At 64.3% G+C, this 22,150-nt stretch carries 22 protein-coding genes; 15 read left to right on the forward strand and 7 right to left on the reverse strand.

Features of this window, described 5'->3' with window-relative positions; translation table 11 throughout:
* The first annotated feature begins 25 nt into the window (after positions 1–25).
* The 8 genes from HWE01_RS12270 (at position 26) to HWE01_RS12305 (ending at position 9,382) form a co-directional block, all read left to right on the forward strand.
* The gene (locus HWE01_RS12270) at positions 26–493 is read left to right on the forward strand and encodes a chemotaxis protein CheW (RefSeq protein ID WP_008330075.1); all 468 of its coding nucleotides are present in this window, start codon (positions 26–28) and stop codon (positions 491–493) included.
* Entirely contained in the window at positions 490–1,770 is a 1,281-nt protein-coding gene (locus HWE01_RS12275; RefSeq protein WP_008330073.1) for a CheR family methyltransferase, read from the forward strand. Before HWE01_RS12270 ends, HWE01_RS12275 begins: the two co-directional genes overlap by 4 nt.
* Positions 1,763–2,440: a chemotaxis protein CheW gene (locus HWE01_RS12280; RefSeq protein ID WP_241821958.1), complete on the forward strand. Its 678-nt coding sequence runs from the start codon at positions 1,763–1,765 to the stop codon at positions 2,438–2,440. Before HWE01_RS12275 ends, HWE01_RS12280 begins: the two co-directional genes overlap by 8 nt.
* Complete coding sequence (locus HWE01_RS12285; RefSeq protein WP_241821959.1) at positions 2,437–4,749, forward strand: hybrid sensor histidine kinase/response regulator; 2,313 nt, start codon at positions 2,437–2,439, stop codon at positions 4,747–4,749. The genes HWE01_RS12280 and HWE01_RS12285 overlap by 4 nt, the downstream gene beginning before the upstream one ends.
* The gene (locus HWE01_RS12290; RefSeq protein ID WP_008330066.1) at positions 4,746–5,768 is read left to right on the forward strand and encodes a chemotaxis response regulator protein-glutamate methylesterase; all 1,023 of its coding nucleotides are present in this window, start codon (positions 4,746–4,748) and stop codon (positions 5,766–5,768) included. Before HWE01_RS12285 ends, HWE01_RS12290 begins: the two co-directional genes overlap by 4 nt.
* Before the next feature lie 30 nt (positions 5,769–5,798).
* Entirely contained in the window at positions 5,799–6,827 is a 1,029-nt protein-coding gene (locus tag HWE01_RS12295) for a GGDEF domain-containing response regulator (RefSeq protein ID WP_034350687.1), read from the forward strand.
* A 79-nt stretch (positions 6,828–6,906) separates the two neighbouring features.
* Positions 6,907–7,362, forward strand: coding sequence for a MaoC family dehydratase (locus HWE01_RS12300; RefSeq protein ID WP_008330062.1), 456 nt, complete (start codon positions 6,907–6,909; stop codon positions 7,360–7,362).
* 181 nt (positions 7,363–7,543) lie between these two features.
* Entirely contained in the window at positions 7,544–9,382 is a 1,839-nt protein-coding gene (locus HWE01_RS12305) for a sensor domain-containing diguanylate cyclase (protein ID WP_241821960.1), read from the forward strand.
* Positions 9,383–9,439: 57 nt separating this feature from the next.
* Here the strand turns inward: HWE01_RS12305 and HWE01_RS12310 are convergent, their stop codons facing one another.
* The 4 genes from HWE01_RS12310 to HWE01_RS12325 all read right to left on the reverse strand — a co-directional run bounded on the left by HWE01_RS12310 (position 9,440) and on the right by HWE01_RS12325 (position 12,249).
* Positions 9,440–10,132, reverse strand: coding sequence for a glutathione binding-like protein (locus HWE01_RS12310; protein WP_008330052.1), 693 nt, complete (start codon positions 10,130–10,132; stop codon positions 9,440–9,442).
* Positions 10,133–10,211: 79 nt separating this feature from the next.
* The gene (locus tag HWE01_RS12315) at positions 10,212–11,369 is read right to left on the reverse strand and encodes a pyridoxal phosphate-dependent aminotransferase (RefSeq protein ID WP_241821961.1); all 1,158 of its coding nucleotides are present in this window, start codon (positions 11,367–11,369) and stop codon (positions 10,212–10,214) included.
* Between the two features lie 63 nt (positions 11,370–11,432).
* Entirely contained in the window at positions 11,433–11,954 is a 522-nt protein-coding gene (locus HWE01_RS12320) for a PIN domain-containing protein (protein WP_034350462.1), read from the reverse strand.
* 10 nt (positions 11,955–11,964) lie between these two features.
* Positions 11,965–12,249 carry a hypothetical protein gene (locus tag HWE01_RS12325; RefSeq protein ID WP_034350685.1) on the reverse strand — a complete coding sequence of 95 codons (285 nt, stop codon included), beginning with the start codon at positions 12,247–12,249 and terminating at the stop codon, positions 11,965–11,967.
* Between the two features lie 479 nt (positions 12,250–12,728).
* On the opposite strand from HWE01_RS12325, the gene yaaA reads away from it, so the two are divergent.
* Positions 12,729–13,505, forward strand: a complete 777-nt coding sequence (yaaA, locus tag HWE01_RS12330) for a peroxide stress protein YaaA (RefSeq protein ID WP_008330043.1) — start codon at positions 12,729–12,731, stop codon at positions 13,503–13,505.
* 90 nt (positions 13,506–13,595) lie between these two features.
* On the opposite strand, the gene HWE01_RS12335 is transcribed toward yaaA, so the two are convergent.
* The gene (locus HWE01_RS12335) at positions 13,596–14,396 is read right to left on the reverse strand and encodes an outer membrane protein assembly factor BamD (RefSeq protein ID WP_175344340.1); all 801 of its coding nucleotides are present in this window, start codon (positions 14,394–14,396) and stop codon (positions 13,596–13,598) included.
* Positions 14,397–14,508: 112 nt separating this feature from the next.
* Here HWE01_RS12335 and HWE01_RS12340 point away from each other — a divergent pair, with 112 nt between their 5' ends.
* A complete protein-coding gene (locus HWE01_RS12340; RefSeq protein ID WP_008330014.1) occupies positions 14,509–15,627 on the forward strand; it encodes an RluA family pseudouridine synthase in 1,119 nt (372 codons plus the stop codon).
* 12 nt (positions 15,628–15,639) lie between these two features.
* A complete protein-coding gene (pgeF, locus tag HWE01_RS12345; protein ID WP_241821962.1) occupies positions 15,640–16,386 on the forward strand; it encodes a peptidoglycan editing factor PgeF in 747 nt (248 codons plus the stop codon).
* 78 nt (positions 16,387–16,464) lie between these two features.
* Here pgeF and HWE01_RS12350 read toward each other — a convergent pair whose 3' ends face one another.
* Positions 16,465–17,358, reverse strand: coding sequence for a LysR substrate-binding domain-containing protein (locus HWE01_RS12350; RefSeq protein WP_008330010.1), 894 nt, complete (start codon positions 17,356–17,358; stop codon positions 16,465–16,467).
* 151 nt (positions 17,359–17,509) lie between these two features.
* Between HWE01_RS12350 and HWE01_RS12355 the strand changes: the two genes are divergently transcribed.
* Positions 17,510–18,295, forward strand: coding sequence for a sulfite exporter TauE/SafE family protein (locus HWE01_RS12355; protein WP_241821963.1), 786 nt, complete (start codon positions 17,510–17,512; stop codon positions 18,293–18,295).
* Positions 18,292–18,555, forward strand: coding sequence for a hypothetical protein (locus tag HWE01_RS12360; RefSeq protein ID WP_008330006.1), 264 nt, complete (start codon positions 18,292–18,294; stop codon positions 18,553–18,555). Before HWE01_RS12355 ends, HWE01_RS12360 begins: the two co-directional genes overlap by 4 nt.
* A 155-nt stretch (positions 18,556–18,710) precedes the next feature.
* Here HWE01_RS12360 and HWE01_RS12365 read toward each other — a convergent pair whose 3' ends face one another.
* Positions 18,711–18,980 carry a hypothetical protein gene (locus HWE01_RS12365; protein ID WP_008330004.1) on the reverse strand — a complete coding sequence of 90 codons (270 nt, stop codon included), beginning with the start codon at positions 18,978–18,980 and terminating at the stop codon, positions 18,711–18,713.
* Between the two features lie 57 nt (positions 18,981–19,037).
* On the opposite strand from HWE01_RS12365, the gene phaC reads away from it, so the two are divergent.
* The gene (gene phaC, locus HWE01_RS12370; RefSeq protein WP_241821964.1) at positions 19,038–20,897 is read left to right on the forward strand and encodes a class I poly(R)-hydroxyalkanoic acid synthase; all 1,860 of its coding nucleotides are present in this window, start codon (positions 19,038–19,040) and stop codon (positions 20,895–20,897) included.
* 249 nt (positions 20,898–21,146) lie between these two features.
* Positions 21,147–21,887, forward strand: coding sequence for a 3-ketoacyl-ACP reductase (locus tag HWE01_RS12375; protein WP_008330001.1), 741 nt, complete (start codon positions 21,147–21,149; stop codon positions 21,885–21,887).
* Positions 21,888–22,150: the final 263 nt, after the last annotated feature.

Below are 22,150 nucleotides of genomic sequence, written 5' to 3' on the forward strand. Positions count from 1 at the left end.
CGCGTCGCTCTGCCCCAGCGTCCCCATGAGCCAGTGCCTGCACTTGTTGTTTTCCCTTGGACAAGAGCGCTACGCCTTGCCCACTGCCGAGGTGGCGATGGTGCTGCCGCTGTCGCCCTGCAAGTCCTTGCCCGGCGCGCCGGCCTGGGTGGCCGGACTGCTGCCGCATGGCCTCGGCCATGTGCCGGTGATCGACCTGTCCATGCTGGTGCTGGGGCGGCCCGCCCCGGCCCGCGTGAGCACGCGCCTGGTGCTGGTGCACTACCACCACAGCCAGGCGGTGGCGGTGTTGCTCGGGCTGATCCTGGAACAGGCCACGCAGACCTTGCGCATCGATCCTGATGATTTCGTGCCCGCTGCCGTGCGCAATGAGGGCGCGCCCTATCTGGGGCCGGTCATGCCCCATCAGGGCGGATTGCTGCAACGGGTGGAGGTGGGCGACCTGCTCGATCCGGCCACGCGCGCCTTGCTCTATCCCGAGGTGCCGGCATGAAGAGTCTGCCGCTCATCGCCGACAGGCTCAAATCCGCCATGGGGCTGGACATGGCCACCGTGGGCAGCAGCCTCATCGAGCGCGTGGTGCGCGAACGCATGGCGGCGCTGGAAATCGATGACGATGGCCGCTATCTGGCGCGGCTGCAAAGTTCGGCGGTCGAGTTGCAGGCACTGATCGAACTGGCCGTGGTGCCGGAGACCTGGTTCTTCCGCGATCGTGAAGCCATCCTGGCCGTGGCGCGCCTGGCGCGCGAACGTCTGGCGGCACAGCCGACCGTACCGGTGCGCATTCTCAGCCTGCCTTGTTCCACTGGCGAAGAGCCGTATTCGCTGGCCATGGCGTTGCTGGAGGCGGGGGTGATGCCATCGCAGTTCGTCATCGACGCCTACGATATCCGGACACGCTCGCTGGAAATTGCTGCCGCCGGTCTTTATGGCCGCAATTCCTTCCGGGGCCAGGAACTGGGTTTCCGGGACCGCCATTTCACGGCTGCGGAGCAGGGCTGGCAACTGCATGAAGCGATACGCCAGCTGGTCCGCTTTGCGCCCGGCAATCTGCTGGCACCGGACTTTCTGCGCCAGGCCGCTCCTTACGATGTCATCTTCTGTCGCAATGTGCTGATCTACTTCGAGCGCGAGGTGCAGCGCCAGGTCGTGACATTGCTGGAAAGTCTCATGAAACCCGATGGACTGATCTTCGTCGGTCCCGCCGAAGGCGGCATCCTGCTCAGTCCGCGCCTGGAGTCGGCCGGCATTGCACTGGCCTTTGGTTTTCGCAAGCGCGTGGCGGTGCCGCGCTCGGCCACGCGCGAAGCGCCGCTGGTCATGCCGCTGCCGCTCTTGGCACCCTCCGACCTCGGTGGTCGACGGCGGCCGGTCGTGCCCCCGACTTCAAGGGCGGTTGGTGCCGCCGCGCCTGCGCTCCCCGCTGAGCCCGCCTCGTCGAACCCTGCCCGCACGGTGCTGCAGCGTGCCCGCTCTCTGGCCGATCAGGGGCAACTGGCCCAGGCCGCCGCATTGTGCGAGCAGGCCATCGGCGAGCAGGGGCCCAGTGCCGACGCCTTCTACCTGCTGGGCCTGATCCACGATGCTGGCGGTCAGACCGAGCAGGCCCGGCACTGCTATCGCAAGGTGCTCTATCTGGCGCCCCGGCACCAGGCCGCCTTGCTGCAGCTGGCGGCCTTGTTGCAGGCCCAGGGCGATCCGGCCGGGGCAGAACGTCTGCGGCAGCGCGCCGATCGCGTGACGGCGAGCGAGGAGCCGCATCATGGCTGAGCCGACGATGCCCCCCGCGCCCACGACGCTGGATGGCTGCTGGAACCGCATCGGTACCAAGGGCGACGGCAGTTGTGCCGAACTGGCGCAGCACATCCGCTGCCTGAACTGTCCGACCTTTGCCCGCGCTGCCCTGCAGCAGCTCGATCGCGTCGAGGCCTCGGCCGAGGTGGCACAGCAATGGCTGCACGCGGGCGAAACCCAGGCGCAGGCGGAGAGCGGACAGGAGCGCGGCGCAATGGCCTCGGCCCTGGTGGTACGCGTGGCCGGCGAGTGGCTGGCCATCGCCACCTCCGTGGTCCAGGAAGTGACCGCGACGCGCCCGCTGCACAGCCTGCCGCATCAGCGCAATGCCGCCATTGCCGGAGTACTCAACATTCGCGGCAGCCTGCGCATCTGCGTCTGGCTCGCCCGGCTGTTCCAGCTGCCGGACCAGACCCCGGCGCCGCATCTGCTGGTGGCCGCCCATGAAGGGCAGGTGCTGGTGTTTCCGGTGGAGGAGGTGGCCGGCGTCCATCGCTACGCCCCGCAGAGCCTGGCACCGGTGCCTACCACGCTGGCCCAGGCGGCGATCCAGTACACACGTGGCATGCTGGAATGGCGCGGTCGTCCCATCGGCCTGCTGGACCACGAATTGCTGTTCTACGTACTCAACCGGAGCATGACATGAGTACGCCCGATCTCAGCCAGATGTCCATGCTGGACCTGTTCCGCTTCGAGGCGGAGAGCCAGATCGCCCAGCTCAACACCAGCCTGCTGGCGCTGGAGCAGCAACCGACGGCCGCCGAACACCTGGAGGCCTGCATGCGTGCCGGCCATTCGCTCAAGGGCGCAGCCCGCATCGTCGGACTGGAAACGGCAGTCAAGGTGGCCCATGTGCTGGAGGACTGTTTCGTGCTGGCGCAGCAGGGCAAGCTGCTGCTGGAGAAGAAGCACATCGACGTCCTGCTGCGCGGCGCCGATCTGCTGGGGCGTATCGCCTCGCCGCCTGACGGCGACGAGTCCTGGGCCGATTCTGCCGGCCACGCTGAAGTACAGGCTTTCCTGCAGGCCTTGCCGGCCGTGATGAGTGGCGGCCAGGCCGATCCCTGGCCGGTGCCTTCGGCGGCGATGCAGGAGGCCCAGGCTGCCGAGGCGGCCACGCAGCCAGCTGGCTCTCCCTCCTCGCTGCCGACGGCGCAAGCCGCTGCCGTTTCCCCGCTCGCGCAGACTGCCTCGTCGCTACCGGCTGCGCGTGCCGTGCGGGTCAGTGCGGACAGCTTGGACCGGCTGTTGAGCCTGACCGGCGAATCGCTGGTGGAGTCGCGTCGCCTCAAGCCGTTTTCGGCCAGCATGCTGCGCATGAAGCGCGTACAGCGTGAAGCCGTGCAGGCGCTGGACCTGTTGCAACAGAAACTGTCGACCAGCCAGCTCGACGAATTCGCCCAGGCCACCCTGAGCGAATTGCGTGCGTTGATGCAGACCAACCAGCAACTGCTGGGGGAACAATTGATTGCGCTGGATGCCTTTGACCGGCGCTCGGTCAATCTCTCGCAACAGCTCTATGATGAGGCGCTGGCCTGCCGCATGCGGCCCTTTGCGGACGGGACCGCCGGCTTTGCGCGCATGGTGCGCGATGTCGGTCATGCACTGGGCAAGTCGGTGCGACTGGACATCCACGGCAATGCCACCCAGATCGACCGCGACATCCTCGAAAAACTGGAGGCGCCCCTGGGGCACCTGCTGCGTAACGCGGTCGACCATGGCATCGAGGATCCCCTCACGCGCGGTGCGGCCGGCAAACCGGAACAGGGGGTGGTGCGGCTGGAGGCACGTCACAGTGCCGGCATGCTGTTGATCGAGGTGGCCGATGATGGTGCCGGCATCGACCTGGAGGAATTGCGCCGCACCGTGGTAGCACGAGGACTGTCGACCCCGGAGATTGCCGCGCGCCTGTCCGAGGCGGAATTGCTGGATTTCCTGCTGTTGCCCAGCTTCAGCCTGCGCGAGACGGTCACCGAGATTTCCGGTCGCGGCGTCGGTCTGGACGTGGTGGCCGACATGCTCAAGCAGGTGCGCGGCACGATCCGTATCACCACGCGCAGCGGGCAGGGCAGCCGCTTCCTGTTGCAGCTGCCGCTGACGCTGTCGGTGATCCGCAGCCTGCTGGTGGACATTGCCGGTGAACCTTATGCGTTTCCGCTGGCCTACGTCAATCGAACCTTGCGTTTGCCGGCCGAGGCCCTGCAGACCCTGGAAGGCTACCAGCACTTCAGCCATGAGGGCCGCCAGGTCGGCCTGGTCAGTGCGCACCAGGTGCTGCAGCGCGGCCAGTGGCGCGCCCGTGATGGCAGCGTGTGCGTCGTGGTCATCGGCGAGGGAGAGCACAGCTACGGGGTGGCGGTCGATGCTTTCCTGGGCGAGCGCATGCTGGTGGTGCAACCGCTGGATGCACGCCTGGGCAAGATTGCCGACATCCTGGCCGGTGCCCTGATGGAAGATGGCGCACCCTTGCTGATCCTGGACGTGGCCGACCTGCTGCGCACGGTGCAAAAGCTGACCGCTTCCGGACGCCTGCAGACGGTCGACCAGGATGGTGCCGGCGAGGCCGCCGTGGTCGTGCGCAAGAAAGTGCTGGTGGTGGATGACTCGCTCACCGTGCGTGAGCTGGAACGCAAGTTGCTGAGCAACCGGGGGTATCAGGTCACGGTGGCCGTGGATGGCATGGATGGCTGGAACGCCGTGCGTGCCGAGCCCTTCGACCTGGTCATCACCGACATCGACATGCCGCGCATGGATGGCATCGAGCTGGTCGGACTGATCCGCGGTGCGCCGCAATTGCAGGCGCTGCCGGTGATGATCGTGTCCTACAAGGATCGTGAAGAAGATCGGCAGCGTGGCCTGGCCGCAGGTGCCGATCATTACTTCACCAAGAGCAGTTTCCACGATGAAAGCCTGTTGCAGGCCGTCGTAGACTTGATTGGAGAGGCGACAACGTGAAGATCGGCATCGTCAACGACACCCCCATGATGGTGGAAGTGCTGCGCCGGGTGATTGCCGAGAGTGGCCGCCACGAATTGATCTGGATCGCCCGCGATGGCGAACAGGCCGTGCAGATGTGTGCCTGGCAGTTGCCCGATGTGGTGCTGATGGACCTGCTCATGCCCAAGATGGATGGTGTGGAAGCCACCCGCCGCATCATGCAGGATACCCCGTGCCCGATCCTGGTGGTGACCTCCGACATGGATACCAGCGCGGCCAAGATCTACGAAGCCATGGGATATGGCGCACTCGACGCCACCCAGACGCCGGCGCTCATCGGTGCGGCCGGCAAGCGCGATGCGGCGGCCCTGATCGAGAAGATCGACAATCTCGGACGCCTGAGCCCGGACGATATGGCCGCACCCGTGCGACGACCGGTGCGCCTGCCACTGCCGGCCGCCCACGGGGACCTGGCGCCGCTGGTGGCCATCGGCGCCTCTGCCGGCGGACCGGCGGCGCTGTCGACCCTGCTCAAGCTGGTACCGCGCGAGTTTCCCGGCAGTATCGTGATCGTGCAGCATATCGATGCCGCCTTCGCCCCCGGCATGGCGCAATGGCTGCAGCAGCAGTCGGTGCTGCGCGTGCGCCTGGCCGTCGAAGGCGACCTGCCACGCCGGGGCGAGGTCCTGCTGGCAGGGAGCAACCACCATCTCGTCTTCAAGGAAGGCAACCGTCTCGGCTACATCGACGGCGCGCCAGGCGATGTCTACCGACCCTCGGTGGATGCCTTCTTCCATAGTATCCTGCGCCACTGGGAAGGCCGGGCCACCGGCGTACTGCTGACCGGCATGGGCCGTGATGGCGCTGCCGGCCTCAAGGCCCTGCGCGACAATGGCTGCCACACCCTGGCGCAGGACCAGAAAAGCTGCGCCGTCTACGGCATGCCCAAGGCTGCCGTAGCGCTCAACGCCGCCGTCGATGTCTTGCCGGTCAGTGCCATGGCGGCGCGACTGCAGACACTGCTGGCCGCGGCGTGAGGCCATTGAATTGAAATGAAGGAAAGCATGATGAGCTCGGTGCAAGCAACCGACACCCCGGGCGGCGGCCCCGCCTTGCCCGCCGAGGAGTACAGGATCATGGTCTTGCTGGTGGATGACCAGGCCATGGTCGGGGAGGCCATCCGTCGCGCCCTGGCCAGCGAAGAGAACATCGACTTCCACTTCTGCACCCGTGCCGATGAGGCGCTGGCCGTGGCCGAAAAGACGCGACCCACGGTCATCCTGCAGGACCTGGTGATGCCGGGCGTAGATGGCATGACTTTGGTGCGACAGTACCGCGCCAGCCCGGTGCTGGCCAATGTGCCCATCATCGTGCTGTCTTCGCGGGATGATGCCGTGATCAAGCGCGACGCCTTTGGCGGCGGGGCCAACGATTACATGGTCAAATTGCCGGATGTGATCGAACTGGTGGCGCGGCTGCGTTATCACTCGCGCTCCTACATCAACCTGTTGCAGCGGGACGCGGCGTACCGTGCCCTGCGCGAGAGCCAGCAACAGCTGCAGAAGACCAATTTCGAGCTGCAGCGCCTGACCAATACCGATGGCCTGACCGGCATCGCCAACCGTCGATATTTCGATGACTACCTGGGCGCCGAATGGCGCCGCGCACGGCGGGACGGGCTGCACCTGTCGCTGTTGCTCATCGATGTGGATTTCTTCAAGCTCTACAACGACAACTATGGTCACGTCGCAGGCGATGCGGTGCTGCGCCAGGTGGCGCAGACGCTGGACGAGAGCATCCAGCGCCCGGCCGACCTGTCGGCGCGCTTCGGCGGCGAGGAATTTGCCATGATCCTGCCGCGCACCCCGCTGGAGGGGGCGCAGGCATTGGGCCAGAAGCTGTGCCAGCTGATCGAGGCGAACCAAGTCCCGCATGAGCGCTCCAAGGTCGGTGCCTGGCTCACCGTGAGCATTGGTGCTGCCACCATGGTACCGAGCCCCGAGCAGGACATCCGCGAACTGATCGAGATGGCTGACCGTCGTCTCTACCTGGCCAAGCAGCAGGGCCGCAACCGGGTGGTCTGGCAGGACGGCTGAACACAGGACGACAAGGAAGGCCGCGCCGCGCACCGTGCGCCCGTGGCCCATACGATAACGACAAGGGAAGGAAGCCAGCATGCGTACCATCGCCAGCCTGGAAGAACTGAAATCGCTGGCGGGCCAGGAAGTGGCCAGCAGTGACTGGATCAGCGTGTCGCAAGAGCAGGTGGACCGTTTCGCCGACGCCACCGGCGACCACCAGTGGATTCACGTCGACCCCGAACGCGCCGCCCGCGAGCTGCCCTACGGCGGCACCGTGGCCCATGGTTTCCTGACGCTGGCGCTGTTGCCGCGACTGCTCTCGGAGTCCATCAGCCTGGGGCCGGATGTGCGCATGCTGCTCAACTATGGCTTGAATCGCGTACGCTTCCCGGCGCCCCTGCCGGTGGGGCGGAAAGTGCGCGGCATCATCCGGCTGGAGTCCACCGAGGACATCCCCGGGGGCGTGCAACTGGCCTGGCTCATTACCGTGGAATGTGAAGGTTCGGACAAGCCGGTATGCGTGGCCGAATTCCTCGTACGCCGGTACTAGCCTGCACGCTTCCTCGCAGAAGCTCATACATTGTGTGGCCTGATGGCATCGTCCTTGCCGATCGGCATGGTTTTTCATGCGGGCCAGGGTGCGAAGCTGACAAAAGTTGTCATAAGGTGCTAATGTCTTTACGTACGGTGGCGTGCCTGCCACCGCCGCGTCCTTGCCGATCCTGTTGCTCATGATGCCAGAACGCCCGCCCTGCCAGATCGACGCCGATCCCGAGTTCTACCGGAAGGCGCTCGCCTTCAACAATGTGACGCTGTCCTACATTGCGCGCGGTGCGCCGCTGGAGCAATTGCTGGACCGGATCGCCAGCGGTTTCTCGGGCAGCTATCCGCAACGTGCCCTGGCCATCTTCCTGTTCGATCCGCAGGTTCGCCGCATGCGCGTGGGCGCGGCCCCGCGCGTGGCGCCGGCCTTCCTGGCCGAGCTGACCGCGCTGGAGGTGGACGATCCCGATACGCCGCAGTTCTGGCATGGCCTGACCGCACTGGCGGCGCGCCATGAACGCAGCCTGCTGGAAATGCTGCCGCTGCGCTCCTTCGCAGGTGAAGTCGCGGGCATCCTGACCATTTGCGCCGCCACCGAGGCACTTGGCGACGCCTCTCACTCTGATCAGGCCTATCGCGATACCGTCGGCGCAGCGGTATCGATGGCCATGCTGGCCATCGAGCGGGCGCTGGTACCGGTCCATGCGCGCGTCAAGAGCGAGCCGCCGGGCGAAGCCGACGAGCGCATGGCGCTGGCCATCGAGGGCAGTGGCACCGGCATCTGGGACCGCAATGCCGTGACCGGCGAGATGTATTATTCGCGCGGCTGGAAGGCCATCCTCGGTTACGAGGACTGGGAGCTGTCCAGCCATCTGGAAGATGCCTACCAGCGCATCCATCCGGACGACCTGCCCGAGGTGCAGGAGAGCATCCGCCAGCATTTTGCTTCGCGCTCGGACACTTACCAGGTGGAGCACCGCATCCGCTGCCGCGACGGCAGCTACAAGTGGATCAGCAGCCGTGGCAAGGTGGTGGCGCGCGATGCCCAGGGCAATGCGCTGCGCATGATCGGTACCACCACCGACATCACCGAGATCAAGCGGCTTACGCAAAAACTGGCCAAGAGCAGCCGCATGCTCGATTACCTGACCAGCGAGATTCCTGGCATGGTGTTTCAGTTTCGCGTTCCGCCCGGCGAGCGCGGTTACTTCACCTACGTCAGTGAAGGGGCGCGCGAGACCTATGGCCTGACGCCTCAGCAGTTGCTGGAGACACCCGCCATCATCGATACCGTCATCCATCCCGAAGACCTGCCCCTATACGAGGCGGCGCGCCAGGCGGTTCTGGCCGGCGCTGCGCACTGGATGCTGGAGTTCCGCGTCATCACGGCCGACCATGGCGTGCGCTGGCTGCGCGGCCAGGCGCGTCCGCGCCGCCTGGAAGACGGCACCACGCTGTGGCATGGCTTCATCAGTGACATCAGCCAGAGCAAGACCTTCGAACTGGAGCTGCAGGAATTCGCGCTCACCGATTTCCTCACCCAGCTGCCCAACCGTCGTTTCTTCATGCAGCGCCTGCAGGAAGAGTACAACCGCATCCAGCGCGGCATGCTCGATACGGCGGCGGTGCTGATGTGCGACCTCGATCATTTCAAGCGCATCAACGACAGCCTCGGTCACGCCGTGGGCGACCAGGTCCTCACGCATTTTGCGCAAGTGCTCAAGAGCCAGTTGCGCAGGACCGATACCGCGGGCCGACTGGGCGGCGAGGAATTCGCGGTGATCCTGACCGGCGCCAATCTGCAGGCCGCCGCCGAGTTCGCCATGCGGCTGCAGGCCAGCTTTGCCAGTCATCCCATGCTGCACGAGGGCAAGGAGGTGGAGGTGACGTTGTCGATCGGCATCGCCCTGATGCAGAGCGACTGCATCGGTCAGGAGCAGGTCCTGCGCGCCAGCGACGATGCCCTCTATCGCGCCAAGGAAAAAGGGCGCAACCGTTTCGAGTTTGCGCCCTTTGCCTGTCCCTGAGATGGCTGCGGCTGGCGTGCAGCCGTGCTCCCCGCCAGTTCCGGTCCCTCGTGCTGATCAGCGTTTCTGGTACTGACTCTTGCCGAACAGCAGTTCGCGGGCCTTGTCATCCTGCAGCGGCTTGCGCTGGTCGGCCAGCACGGTCACGCCACGCTGTACGGCGGCACGCGCGTTGATGGCATCGAACCAGCGCTTGACGTTGGGGAAATCCGCCAGATCGATACCCTGGTTCTTGTGCGAACGGGTCCAGGGGAAGCAGGCGATGTCGGCGATGGTGTAGTTGTCTCCGGCCAGGTAAGCATGCTGGCCCAGTTGCTTGTCCATGACCTGATACAGGCGGCGCGCTTCGTTGCTGTAGCGGTTGACGGCGTATTCGATCTGCTCCGGCGCATACAGGCGGAAGTGATGCGCCTGGCCCAGCATCGGCCCCAGGCCGCCCATCTGGAACATCACCCATTGCAGCACTTCATACTTCTCGCGCACGGTCTCGCCCAGGAAGCGCCCCGTCTTGCCGGCCAGGTAGATCAGAATGGCGCCGGATTCGAACAGCGAGATCGGCGCGCCGTCCGGACCATCGGGGTCGACGATGGCGGGAATCTTGTTGTTGGGCGAGATCTTCAGGAATTCGGGCGTGAACTGGTCACCGGCACCGATATCGATGGCATGTGCGGTGTAGGGCAGGCCGCATTCTTCCAGCATGATGTGGACCTTGTGGCCATTGGGGGTAGCCCAGCTGTAGACGTCAATCATGGCGTTCCTTTTCTGCGTGTCGTGTTGAGGGGGAAGTCACGTTACCGAAAACATCTAAACGATTTGCGCACCGACCGTCTTACAGCTTCGCCAGCCGGTCCAGCGCCAGTTGCAGCGTTTCATCCTTCTTGGCGAAGCAGAAGCGCACGATGCCCGATTCCTTGGGCGTGTTGTAGAAGGCCGAGACCGGGATGGCGGCCACGCCGATTTCGCTGGTGAGCCATTTGCAGAAGTCGGCTTCGGACTGGTCCGAGATGGCGTCGTACTTCACGCACTGGAAATAGGTGCCCTGCGAGGGCAGCAGCTCGAAACGGGTGTTGGCCAGTCCTGCGCGGAAAAGATCACGCTTGTTCTGGTAAAACGCCGGCAAGTCCAGGTACGGTGCCGGGTTCTTCATATACTCGGCCAGACCATACTGCACCGGGGTGTTGACGGTAAAGACGTTGAACTGGTGGACCTTGCGGAATTCTGCGGTGAGCGCAGCCGGTGCCGCCACATAGCCAATTTTCCAGCCGGTGACGTGATAGGTCTTGCCGAAGCTGGAATTGATGAAGCTGCGCCCGGCCAGATCCGGATGGCGTGCCAGCGATTCATGCGGCTGGCCATCGAAGACCATGTGCTCGTAGACCTCGTCGGAGAGGATCAGGATATCGGTGCCGCGTACGATGTCGGCCAGCGCGGCCACGTCGGCGGCGCGCATGACGCTGCCGGTCGGGTTGTGCGGGGTGTTGACCATGATCATGCGGGTCTTGGGCGTGACGGCTGCCTTGACCTTGTCCCAGGGGATGCTGTAACCCGCGGCGCCCACTTCCATCTGCACGAACACCGGTATGCCACCGGCCAGCTCGATGGCGGGGACGTAGCAGTCATAAACCGGTTCGATCACGATGACTTCATCGCCCGGATGCACGGCGCACAGCACCGAGGTCAGGATGCCCTGGGTGGCACCGGCGGTGACGGTGATCTCGGAGACCGGGTCATAGCGATGGCCGTAGAGGCGCTCGACCTTGTCGGCGATGGCTTCGCGCAGCGGCAGCACACCGGCCATGGGCGGGTACTGGTTCAGGCCCTCCTGCATGGCGCGGGTGACGGCATCGACCAGCGCCGGATCGCAATGGAAATCAGGGAAGCCTTGCCCCAGGTTGACCGCGCCTTTTTCGCTGGCCAGGGCAGACATGACGGTGAAGATGGTGGTGCCGACCTTGGGCAGCTTGGTGACGATGTTGGGGGTGCTCATTGCAGCGGGCTCGTTCTTGTGATGATCGCAAGCCCGCTATTCTAGCCGGATTCTCGCGGCGCTTCAGGTCGCCGGATCGAGGAAGGCATCGGCCCGCCAGAGCTGGGGCGGCACGATGGCAAAGAGGCCGCGCTTGAGGGTGCGCTTGCCGAGTTTGAGAACGGCCTTGTCCTTGCTGACCAGCACGTGGGCCTGGCATTGCAGGGCCAGTTCCAGGAATTTCTGGTCATCGCCATCGGTGCAAAGGGGCAGGCCGAAGGTATTGACCTGCGCCAGCGGCAGGCAGCGCAGCAGGCGGTCGAATTCGGCGCAGATGGCCGGCTTGGTCTCGGGCGTGACCGGCAGATGCGGATAGTCCAGCACGGCCAGCCACTCGTTGCGGCAATCCTCGCGGGTGTAGGCCTCTACCGTTGCTTGCTCCAGAGCTGCCTGCAAGGCGGCCCAGCGCGGGTCGCGGAAGACGAACAGGTCCAGACAAACGTTGGTGTCCAGCACCACGCGCTGGCGCCCGGCGGGGGCGTCAGCAGCGGGGCCGGAAGACTGGGGAAGCACAGCGCTGAGGGAAGGTGTTGCCTGGATGCTCATTGAGTGAAAACTAGTTGTCGATGCCGCGATGGCCGGGAGGCGGCGCTTCCTGCTTGGCAAAGAGATCGCCGCCGGCTTCGAGCGCATCATACCCCTGATCGGTGACGCGCCAGAAATTGTGCATGTCCACCGCCACCAGTCCCCGGTCATAGAGCAGGCGCAGATGATGCAGGATCACCTCCGGCGCCACCTGTCCGGGCAGGGTGCTCTGGATCTTCTCGACGTCGCCGTAGAGAGTGCCGAAGGCTGCCAGCTGTTTCAGGATTTCGCCCATGAGGGCTTTGTCTCGTTTCATGATGTCCTCCTTGCCGGTGGCCGGCGGGGTCAGGCGGGCAGGGCTGCCCTTGTCTCTCATGGACAGCAAAATGCCGGCAAAGTGCCGAGACGATGTCGGCCCTGGAAGACTTAGCTGCTGCTGCCTTGCTTCCTTGCTTCCTTGCTTCCTTGCCAAATCACCTGCTTGCTGCCTTGTTGATTAACGGCAAGTCTGCTGCCGAACTTGAATCGGAACCGATCCCGCTCTCCGTGCGGCCACGCTGCTCCCCCGTGCCGTCGTCGACGGACGGGCGCTTGAGCGTCCTGGCGCCAGGGTTCGCCATCATGTCCACTGCTTCAGTGTAGGAGCCGCGGTGCACGCTTCAAAGGCGCAACAACCGGCATTTTGTTGTCCAGACTTTCATATCGGCTTCCAGCCGCCCCCTCCGCACGCAAGCGCCGCGCTTTGGGTATCATGACGGCCACTCTGTCCCAACCTGATCATTGGATGAACGCCTCATGCTGATTGTTTTGTCTCCCGCCAAGTCGCTGGACTATGACACGCCTGCCAACACCGAGCTCCACACCACGCCCGCCTTCGTGTCGCGTTCGGCCGAACTCATCGAGGTCCTCAAGACCAAGTCGCCGGCCGAGATCGGCAGTCTCATGGGCATTTCCGACCAGTTGTCGGTGCTGAACGTGAACCGCTATGCCAGCTGGTCGCGCAAGTTCACCACCAGCAATGCCAAGCAGGCCGTGCTGGCTTTCAACGGCGACGTCTACGAAGGGCTGGATGCCGGCTCGCTCAATGCCAGGCAGCTGGATTACCTGCAGCAGCACGTGCGCATCCTCTCGGGCCTGTATGGCATGCTGCGCCCGCTGGACCTGATGCAGCCGTACCGCCTGGAGATGGGCACCAAGCTGGCCAATCCGGGCGGCAAGGATCTCTATGCCTTCTGGGGCAGCGAGATCACCGAGGCGCTCAATGGCGAACTGGCGGCGCAGAAGACGCCGGTGCTGGTGAACCTGGCTTCGGAGGAATACTTCAAGGTGGTCAAGCCCAAGCTGCTCAAGGCGCAGGTGGTCTGCCCGGTGTTCGAGGACTGGAAGGGCGGCAAGTACAAGATCATTTCCTTCTATGCCAAGCGGGCGCGCGGCCTGATGGCGCGCTATGCGGCCCAGAAGAACATCAGCCAGCCGGAAAAGCTCAAGGGCTTCGATGTCGAGGGCTATGCCTTTGCACCCGAAGTCTCGACCGAGAGCAGCTGGGTGTTCCGCCGCAAGCTGGAGGGCTGAGCCGGGGCCGACAGGCCCACCGGCAGCGCGAAAAAAAACCTCGCCATGCGCATGGCGAGGTTTTTTTTGCTTGTCGTTGCCGGGTCGGGCTTACCAGACCTTCCACCAGGGCTTGGACTTGGGCTTGGGGCCGCCGTGGTACCAGGGGCTGTTGGGATAGGTGGCCTGGATGATGCGTTCGGTATCTTCCTTCAGCTTGGTCTGGCCCAGAGCCTCATAGGAGCGCATCAGGATGAACAGCGCCTCTTCGTTGGCCGGGGAATCCGGATACTGCTTGATGGCAGCCTGGGCGCGGTTGGCGGCCGACACGTAGGCGCCACGGCGGAAGTAGTAGTTGGCCACGTGGACGTCGTATTGCGACATGGCATTGACCAGGTATTTCATGCGGGCAATGGCGTCCGGGGTGTACTTGCTGTCGGGGAAACGTTCGGCCAGCAGCTTGAACGAGTCGAAGGCGTCACGCATGGCCTTGGGATCGCGCTCGGTGTTGTCCTGATCGGTGAAGGTGTCGAAGATGCTGGTGCGATCATTGAAGTTGATCAGGCCACGCAGGTAGTACATGTAGTCCACATTGGGGTGGTTCGGGTGCAGCTTGATGAAGCGGTCCACCGCGGCCAGACCCTGCGCCTGCTCGTTCTGGCGATAGTAGGCGTAGGCGATGTCCATCTGTGCCTGCTGGGCGTAGGTACCGAAGGGGTAGCGCGATTCCAGCTTCTCGAAATACTTGATCGCCTTGTCGTAGCCGCCGGCATTCAGTTCATCCTTGGCTTCCGAGTATAATTTCGGGGCAGACCAGCCGACCGTCTCGTCCTTTTGTTCCGGCAAGAGGCCGCAGGCGGTGAGCGAGAGGGCAAAACCGATGATGAAAAACTTCAATAAGATTTTGTGCATGACTCTTGTGTGCTTGTCTGGGACTATCAGTTGTGCATGGCGCTGTGCGCCTACCCGAGCCGGCTGCATCGATACCCGAAATACAATCAACCCGATCCGGCGATTATAGCTGATGTCACGTAAGAAACCCCTTCCGATTACAAATGGCGATGAGCCTGTAAAGACCGACCTCCCGCTGGAGGACGATTTCGATGACGGCGAGCAAGCCGGTGAGGAAAGCGTCTCCAGCCTGGAGCCCCTGAGTTTTCGCCTGGATGACGAGGTCATCGGCCAGCGGCTGGACAAGGTCCTGTCCGGCCTGATGCCCGAATTCTCACGCAGCCGCATCCAGCAGTGGATCGAAGACGGCCACGTGACCGTTGACGGCGCGCCCGCCAAGGGCAAGATGACCATGCTGGGCGACGAGCTGGTGGAGGTGGCGCCGCAATCGGTGCCGGCCGACCAGCCTTATGCCCCCGAAGCCATGGATCTGGACATCCTGCATGAGGACAAGTCCATCATCATCTTGAACAAGCCGGCCGGCCTGGTGGTACATCCGGCCGCCGGCAACTGGAGCGGCACGCTGTTGAACGGCCTGCTGCATCATTGCCCGGCCCTGGCCAACGTGCCGCGCGCCGGCATCGTGCACCGTCTGGACAAGGAAACCAGCGGCCTGATGGTGGTGGCCAAGACCCTGGCCGCCCAGACCGACCTGGTGCGTCAGTTGCAGGCACGCAGCATGAAGCGTCAGTACCTGGCGCTGGTGTGGGGCCTGCCGCAGCTCTCCGGCACCATCAATGCACCGATGGCGCGCCATCCGCGCGACCGCATCAAGATGGCCGTGTCGCAGAGCATGCGCGCCAAGCCGGCGGTGACCCATTACCGTCGCCTGGCCACCGGCGAGATCGACCGCAAGCCGGTCAGTCTGGTGCATTGCCGCCTGGAAACCGGTCGTACCCATCAGATCCGCGTACACCTGCAATCGCTGGGCTTTGCGCTGGTGGGCGATACGCTCTATGGCAAGCAGCATCTGGCGCCCATCTTCCCGCGTCAGGCACTGCTGGCCGGGCGCCTGGGCCTGGTGCATCCGACTTCGGGAAAGTTCCGCCAGTGGGCGGCCCCCTTGCCGCAAGACATCGTCGACTTGCTCCGGCGCGCCCACATCGACCCGGCCCTGGCGGTCATCCCCGAGATGAGCGAGGAGGCCGATCCGGTCCTGGGCGACTATGACGAAGACGATGACGACTATTGAGCGAGCCCGCCCATGGAACTGCTGATCCCCGACTGGGCCGCACCCGATAACATCGGTGCCCTGACCACCCTGCGCGCCGGCGGCTTCAGCCCGGCGCCCTACGGGGACGGGCAGGGCGGCTACGGCCTGAATCTGGGCACCCACGTCGAGGACGATGCACAGCGGGTGGCACGCAACCGCGCGTTGCTGCGCCGCCTGCTGCCCGCCGAACCGGCCTGGCTGACGCAGGTGCATGGCGTGACGGTGCTCGATGCCGCCGCGCTGCCTGACCAGCCCACGGCTGACGCCTGCATCAGCAGTACGCCCGGCGCGGTGTGCGTGATGATGACGGCCGACTGCCTGCCGGTGCTGTTCTGTGACCGCGCCGGCAGCGTCGTCGGTGCCGCCCACGCCGGCTGGCGCGGGCTGGCTGCCGGCGTGCTGGAACAGACCGTGGCGGCCATGCGCACACGTGGCGCGCAGGACATCCTGGCCTGGCTGGGGCCGGCCATCGGGCCGGAGCATTTCGAGGTCGGCGCCGAGGTGCGCGAGGCTTTCATGGCGGAACTGCCCGAGGCGCACATGGCCTTCCGTGAGTATCCGGGACGCCCCGGAAAATACCTGGCTGACATCTACCAACTGGCCCGCCAGCGCCTGGCCCGCGTGGATGTGCAGGAAGTCAGCGGAGGCGGCCTGTGTACCGTGGCCGATTCCCGTTTCTATTCCTACCGGCGCGACAAGACCACCGGACGCATGGGCTCGCTGATCTGGCTCAAGTGAGCAAGACTGCGAGCGGGGGCGAATCCTTCTTTGCCTGATCGATGGCGGCTCTGCGGCGCCGCCATTTTTCCTGCTGCCTCACGCGTGGCCTTGCAGGGCCAGGATCAGTTCGCGCGTAGGGCCGGGCAAGCCTTCCAGCCCGCGCACGCAGATGAGCAGCTGGCGCCGGCTCCAGCCATCGGTGAGCGGGATGGTGCGAATATCCCTGTGCGCCGCGCAGTCCTGGGCTGCCGTGGCCGGAATCACCGCCACGCCCACCTGATGCTCCACCATGCGGCAGATGCCGTCGAAGCTGCGCAGCCGCACCCGGTATTGCAGACGCCGTCCGGCACGGGCGGCATGGCTGGAGAGGTGCTGTTGCAGGGCGCTGTCGCCGGACAGTCCGATGAAATCCTCGCCCAGCAATTCACTGAAGGCCAATGACTTGCGGCGCGCCAGCGGATGTTTCCTGGCCAGCACCGCCACCAGATGATCCTGGCGGAACGGAAAGGTCTGCAGCGGGCCGCTGTCGGCGGAGTCGGCGATGATGCCGACATCGGCCACGCCATCGACTACGGCCTGCACCACTTCATAGCTCAGTTTCTCTTCCAGTTCGATATCGGTGTGCGGATGCCGGGCCAGGAACCGGGCCAGCACTTCCGGCAGGAATTCGGTCATGGCCGAGGTATTGCACAGCAGCCGGATATGGCCCTTCAGGCCCTGCGCATACTGGCCCAGTTCATCGCGCAGCTGCTGCATCTGTTGCGCCATCATGCGTGCGTGATGGGCCAGGGCGCGCCCTGCATCGGTGGTCTGCACACCGCGCCGGCCGCGTTCCAGCAGGGCGGTGCCCAGTGCATCCTCCATGTTGCGAATGCGTGCACTGGCCGAGGCCAGCGCCATGTGGGCGCGTTCGGCGCCGGCCGTGATGCTGCCGCTTTCCACGATGTGCAGGAAAAGACGCAGGTCGGACAGTTCGAAACGATGGCTCATCGGTGTGCCTGGAAGGTGGGGGAGTCGCGTTGAGCCTTCGGCCAGGCCGAAGGCTGGCTAAGTGTATTCCACATTTTCAGAGTGGGCGAGGACTGGCAGACTGGCAAGCATCGATTCTTCGCCATCTTCTCTTCACGCTCCTTTTCCCGCCATGCCCAGCCTGCTTTCCCTTGTCGAGATGAACGCCGCGACGCTGGCCGTGAGCCTGGCCGTGTTCCTGCTGGCCGGCTTCGTCAAGGGCGTGATCGGCCTGGGTCTGCCGACGGTGGCCATCGGATTGCTCAGTCTGGTGATGTCGCCGGTGCAGGCAGCGGCTTTGCTGATCCTGCCCTCGATGGTCACCAATGGCTGGCAGCTGGCCACGGGCGGCGCCTTGCTGATGCTGGCAAAACGCCTGTGGGCGCTGCTCGCTGGCGTGGTCATCGGCACGCTGGCCGGTGCCGGATTCATGCGCGCCGATGGTGGCCGTCATGCCATCGTGGTGTTGGGTGTGGCGCTGATGCTGTATGCGCTGGCCGGACTGGCAGCCTGGACACCGACGGTGCCGTCCCGTCATGAGCGCTGGTGGTCGCCGCTCATCGGTTTGCTGACAGGGCTGGTGACGGCGGCCACCGGCGTATTCGTGATTCCGGTGGTGCCGTATCTGCAAGCGCTGGGCTTGCCGCGCGACCAGCTGATCCAGGCGTTGGGTTTGTCCTTTACCGTCTCCACGCTGGCCCTGGCCGTCAACCTGGGGCAAGCGGGAGCCTTCAGCGCAGGCGTAGGCTGGGCGTCGTTGATGGTGCTGTTGCCCGCCTTGCTGGGTATGGCCATCGGCAGCCGGGTGCGGGCGCGGGTGCGCGCCGCCACCTTCCGTCGCTGCTTCTTCATCGGTTTGCTGCTGCTGGGTCTGCATCTGGCCTGGCACCTGCTCGATCTGCTGGAGGCGACACGATGAGTCACGCCATCCAGCAGTCCCGCGGCTGGCAGATCGAAGGCCCCCGGCAGCGCCAGGCCAATGAAGTGCATGTCTATGCCTGGCTCGATGGCAGCATGATCGCCATGCTTGATTGTGAGTTACGTGACCGCGATGGCCTGAAGTTACGGATGGCCTATGTTTCGCCACCCTGGCGTGGATCGGCGGTGCTGCGCGACATGCTTGCCGTACTGAAACCCTGCTATCGCCGGATCACCTTGCGACGGGTGGCGCGAGGCTGACGTGATCTTGGTCGTTTTGCTGAGTTTTGCCGCCCGGCATCACTGCATGATGCAGTGCGCAAACCGGCATGCTGCGGGCGTTGCGGACGCGCGCACAGCTTGGCGGTTGATGTCGTTTTCTAAGTTTTCCGCAAGAGCATCGGAAGGGTGAGGACTCACCCAGCGGGATCGCGCGGTGTCCCATCCGGGTTGACGGACTCGCGTTTGTCGGGCGGCTCATCGCTGATTTCTTCCTTGCGCTCAGCTGTCAATTTCTTCATCTTTTGACGATTCCGCTTGCGTTGCGGCGTACCCATCAGGTATAAAACGATGGTCAGGGGAATTATCCCGTACAGCAGGAAAGTGGCGACGCCAGCAATCGCCGACTGTTCGGTGATCGACATCATGAAGACGACGTAGAGCCATGCGATAGCGACGATGACCATGGTGAAGTGACGCTTCGAGACAAACCGTAACGATACGCGAAAATTGCAGATCCGAGCATGAACAAGCAGAATCCGCAGCAACCCTCTCCCGATGTATCCGCGTGGCTGGCACAGATGTCCGATCCGAAGTTCTGGACCTCGTTGCAGTCCCAATTCCAATCCCAGTTCGAGCAGTTCAAGTCGCATTTGCCGCCCGTGCCCGCGATGCCGGGCATGCCGCAGATGCCGGGCTTTCAGGGCTTCCCCGGTGGTGCGATGCCGCCCGGTGCCGGGCAGATCGATCCCGCGGTCCTGCTCAAGCAACTCGGCGACCTGGGTGCCACCCTCGATCCCGCCGATCTGGTCCGCCTGCAGCAGGACTACACCCGCGAATTCGGCGAGCTGTGGCAGTCGATGCTGGCGGCCAAGACGCCGGCCATCACCGACCGCCGCCTGTCGGCGCCGGCCTGGCAGGAACATCCTTACTTCGCGTTCCAGGCGGCCGCCTACCAGTTGAATTCCCGCTTCCTGCTGGCCCTGGCCGATGCGGTCAAGGGCACCGAGAAGGTGCGCCACAAACTGCGTTTTGCGGTGCAGCAGATGATTGATGCGATGTCACCGGCAAACTTCCTGGCCACCAATCCGGTGGCACAGCAGAAGATCCTGGAGACGCGCGGCGAGAGTCTCACGCAAGGCATCGCGCAATTGCTGGCCGACCTGCAGAAGGGCCACATCTCCCAGACGGACGAGACCGCTTTCGAAGTGGGTCGCGACGTGGGCGCCAGTGCCGGTTCGGTGATCTTCGAGAACGCACTGTTCCAGCTCATCCAGTACGCACCGCTGACCAAGACCGTGCATGCGGTGCCGTTGTTGATCGTGCCGCCCTGCATCAACAAGTTCTACATTCTCGACCTGCAACCGCAGAATTCGCTCGTGCGTTATGCGGTGGAGCAGGGGCATACCGTGTTCCTGATTTCCTGGCGCAATGCTGATGCCACGGTCGAGACCGCCACCTGGGAAAACTACGTGGATGACGCCGTGGTGCGCTCCATCCATCTGGTCCAGGAAATCAGCAAGCAGCCGCAGATCAATGCGCTCGGTTTCTGCGTGGGGGGCACCATCCTGTCCTGTGCGCTGGCGCTGCTGGCCGCGCGCGGCGAAGATCCGGTGTCCAGCCTGACACTCCTGACGACCTTCCTCGATTTCTCCGACACTGGCGCCATCGATGTCTACATCGACGAAATGCAGCTGGCCCTGCGCGAGCAGATGATCGGCCAGCGCGGCCTGATGGCCGGACGCGACTTTGCCAGTGCCTTCTCCAGCCTGCGTCCCAACGACCTGCTGTGGAACTACGTCGAATCGAATTACCTGAAGGGCGAGAAGCCCAGCGCCTTCGACCTGCTGTACTGGAATGCCGACAGCACCAACCTGCCCGGGCCGATGTTCTGCTACTACCTGCGGCACATGTATCTGGAGAATGCGCTCAAGGAACCCGGGCGCCTCACCGTGGGCGGCGAGAAGATCGACCTGCGCAAGATCAGCGCGCCGGCCTTCATCTATGCCTCGCGCGATGACCACATCGTGCCGTGGAAATCGGCCTATGCCTCGCTGGAGCTGATCAATACCGGCAAGCGCAGCAACAACCGCTTCGTGCTGGGCGCCTCGGGTCACATTGCGGGAGTGATCAATCCGGCCTCCAGGAACAAGCGCAACTACTGGATCAACGACAAGGCCCGTGCCGGCAGCGATGCTGATACCTGGATGGCGGGTGCGACCGAGCATCCGGGCAGCTGGTGGGGCGAGTGGGCCGCCTTCCTGGCCAAGCATGGCGGGCGCAAGGTGGCTGCCCCCAAGGCTGCGGGTTCGACGCGCTACAAGCCCATCGAACCGGCACCGGGACGCTACGTCAAGGTCAAGGCCGACCAGGCGGCTGGTTGATGCGAATCTGCCAGCCGGCCAGGAAGGGCCACAGAAGCCGGCGGCATGGATAAAGAAGAGGGCGGTGACCGGTACCGGCCCGCCGACAGAGAGAGACGGCCGACAGCGCATCCGCGGCGCAGCCCGGCCTGACAAGACAAAGGAGCGCCCTTCGCGCGAAGGGCCTCCACCAATGCGGCGCAAAGCAGACGCGAAAGAGGGGAGCAGGGCTTACCCCAATAAATCACCATCCCTATAGGAGGCAGCATAATGAGCAAGCGTATCGCATATGTGACCGGCGGCATGGGCGGCATCGGAACCGCCATCTGCACCCGTCTGTGCAAGGACGGCTACACCGTGGTGGCCGGCTGCGGTCCCAATTCCACCCGCAAGGATTCCTGGCTGGCGACCATGCGCGGCCAGGGCTATGACATCCACGCATCCGAAGGCAACGTCTCGGACTGGGAATCGACCAAGGCCGCCTTCGAGAAGGTGCGCGCCGAGATCGGCGAAGTGGACGTGCTGGTCAACAACGCCGGCATCACCCGCGACGGCCAGTTCCGCAAGATGAGCAAGGGCGACTGGGATGCGGTCATCGACACCAACCTGAATTCGCTCTTCAACGTTACCAAGCAGGTCATCGAGGGCATGTGCGAGCGCGGTTTTGGTCGCATCATCAATATCTCCTCGGTCAATGGCCAGAAGGGCCAGTTCGGCCAGACCAACTACTCCACCGCCAAGGCCGGCATCCACGGCTTCACCATGGCGCTGGCGCAGGAAGTGGCGACCAAGGGCGTGACGGTCAACACCGTCTCGCCGGGCTATATCGGGACCGACATGGTGCGCGCCATCCGTCCGGAAGTGCTGGAGAAGATCGTCTCCGGCATTCCCGTCAAGCGCCTGGGTGAGCCGGAGGAAATCGCCTCCATCGTCGCCTGGATCGCCTCGTCTGAGGGCGGGTACGCCACCGGTTCGGACTTCTCGCTCAACGGCGGCCTGTACATGGGCTGATGCCGTCTTCGACGGCCACGTGCGCGGCAGTGCCGCATGCGTGGCCGTTTTTACGTGTGTCACGGGCTGGGATTTTGTCAGTCTGGCACGTCAGGGCTCCCCTTTTGCCGCTCTTCGCCCCTATAATGGATTGCGTTGCTGCCCTGCAAAAAGCAGGTGGCACACAGTAGAAGAGAGAAGAAGCAAGGAGAGGACAGCACAATGTCCCGGACGCCCGCGGGTGAGGACCGCATCGAAGCCACCCGCACCGCTGCAAACCAAGG

It is taken from the genome of Herbaspirillum sp. C7C8 (genome assembly GCF_022627875.1).
Classification (GTDB): domain Bacteria; phylum Pseudomonadota; class Gammaproteobacteria; order Burkholderiales; family Burkholderiaceae_D; genus Herbaspirillum.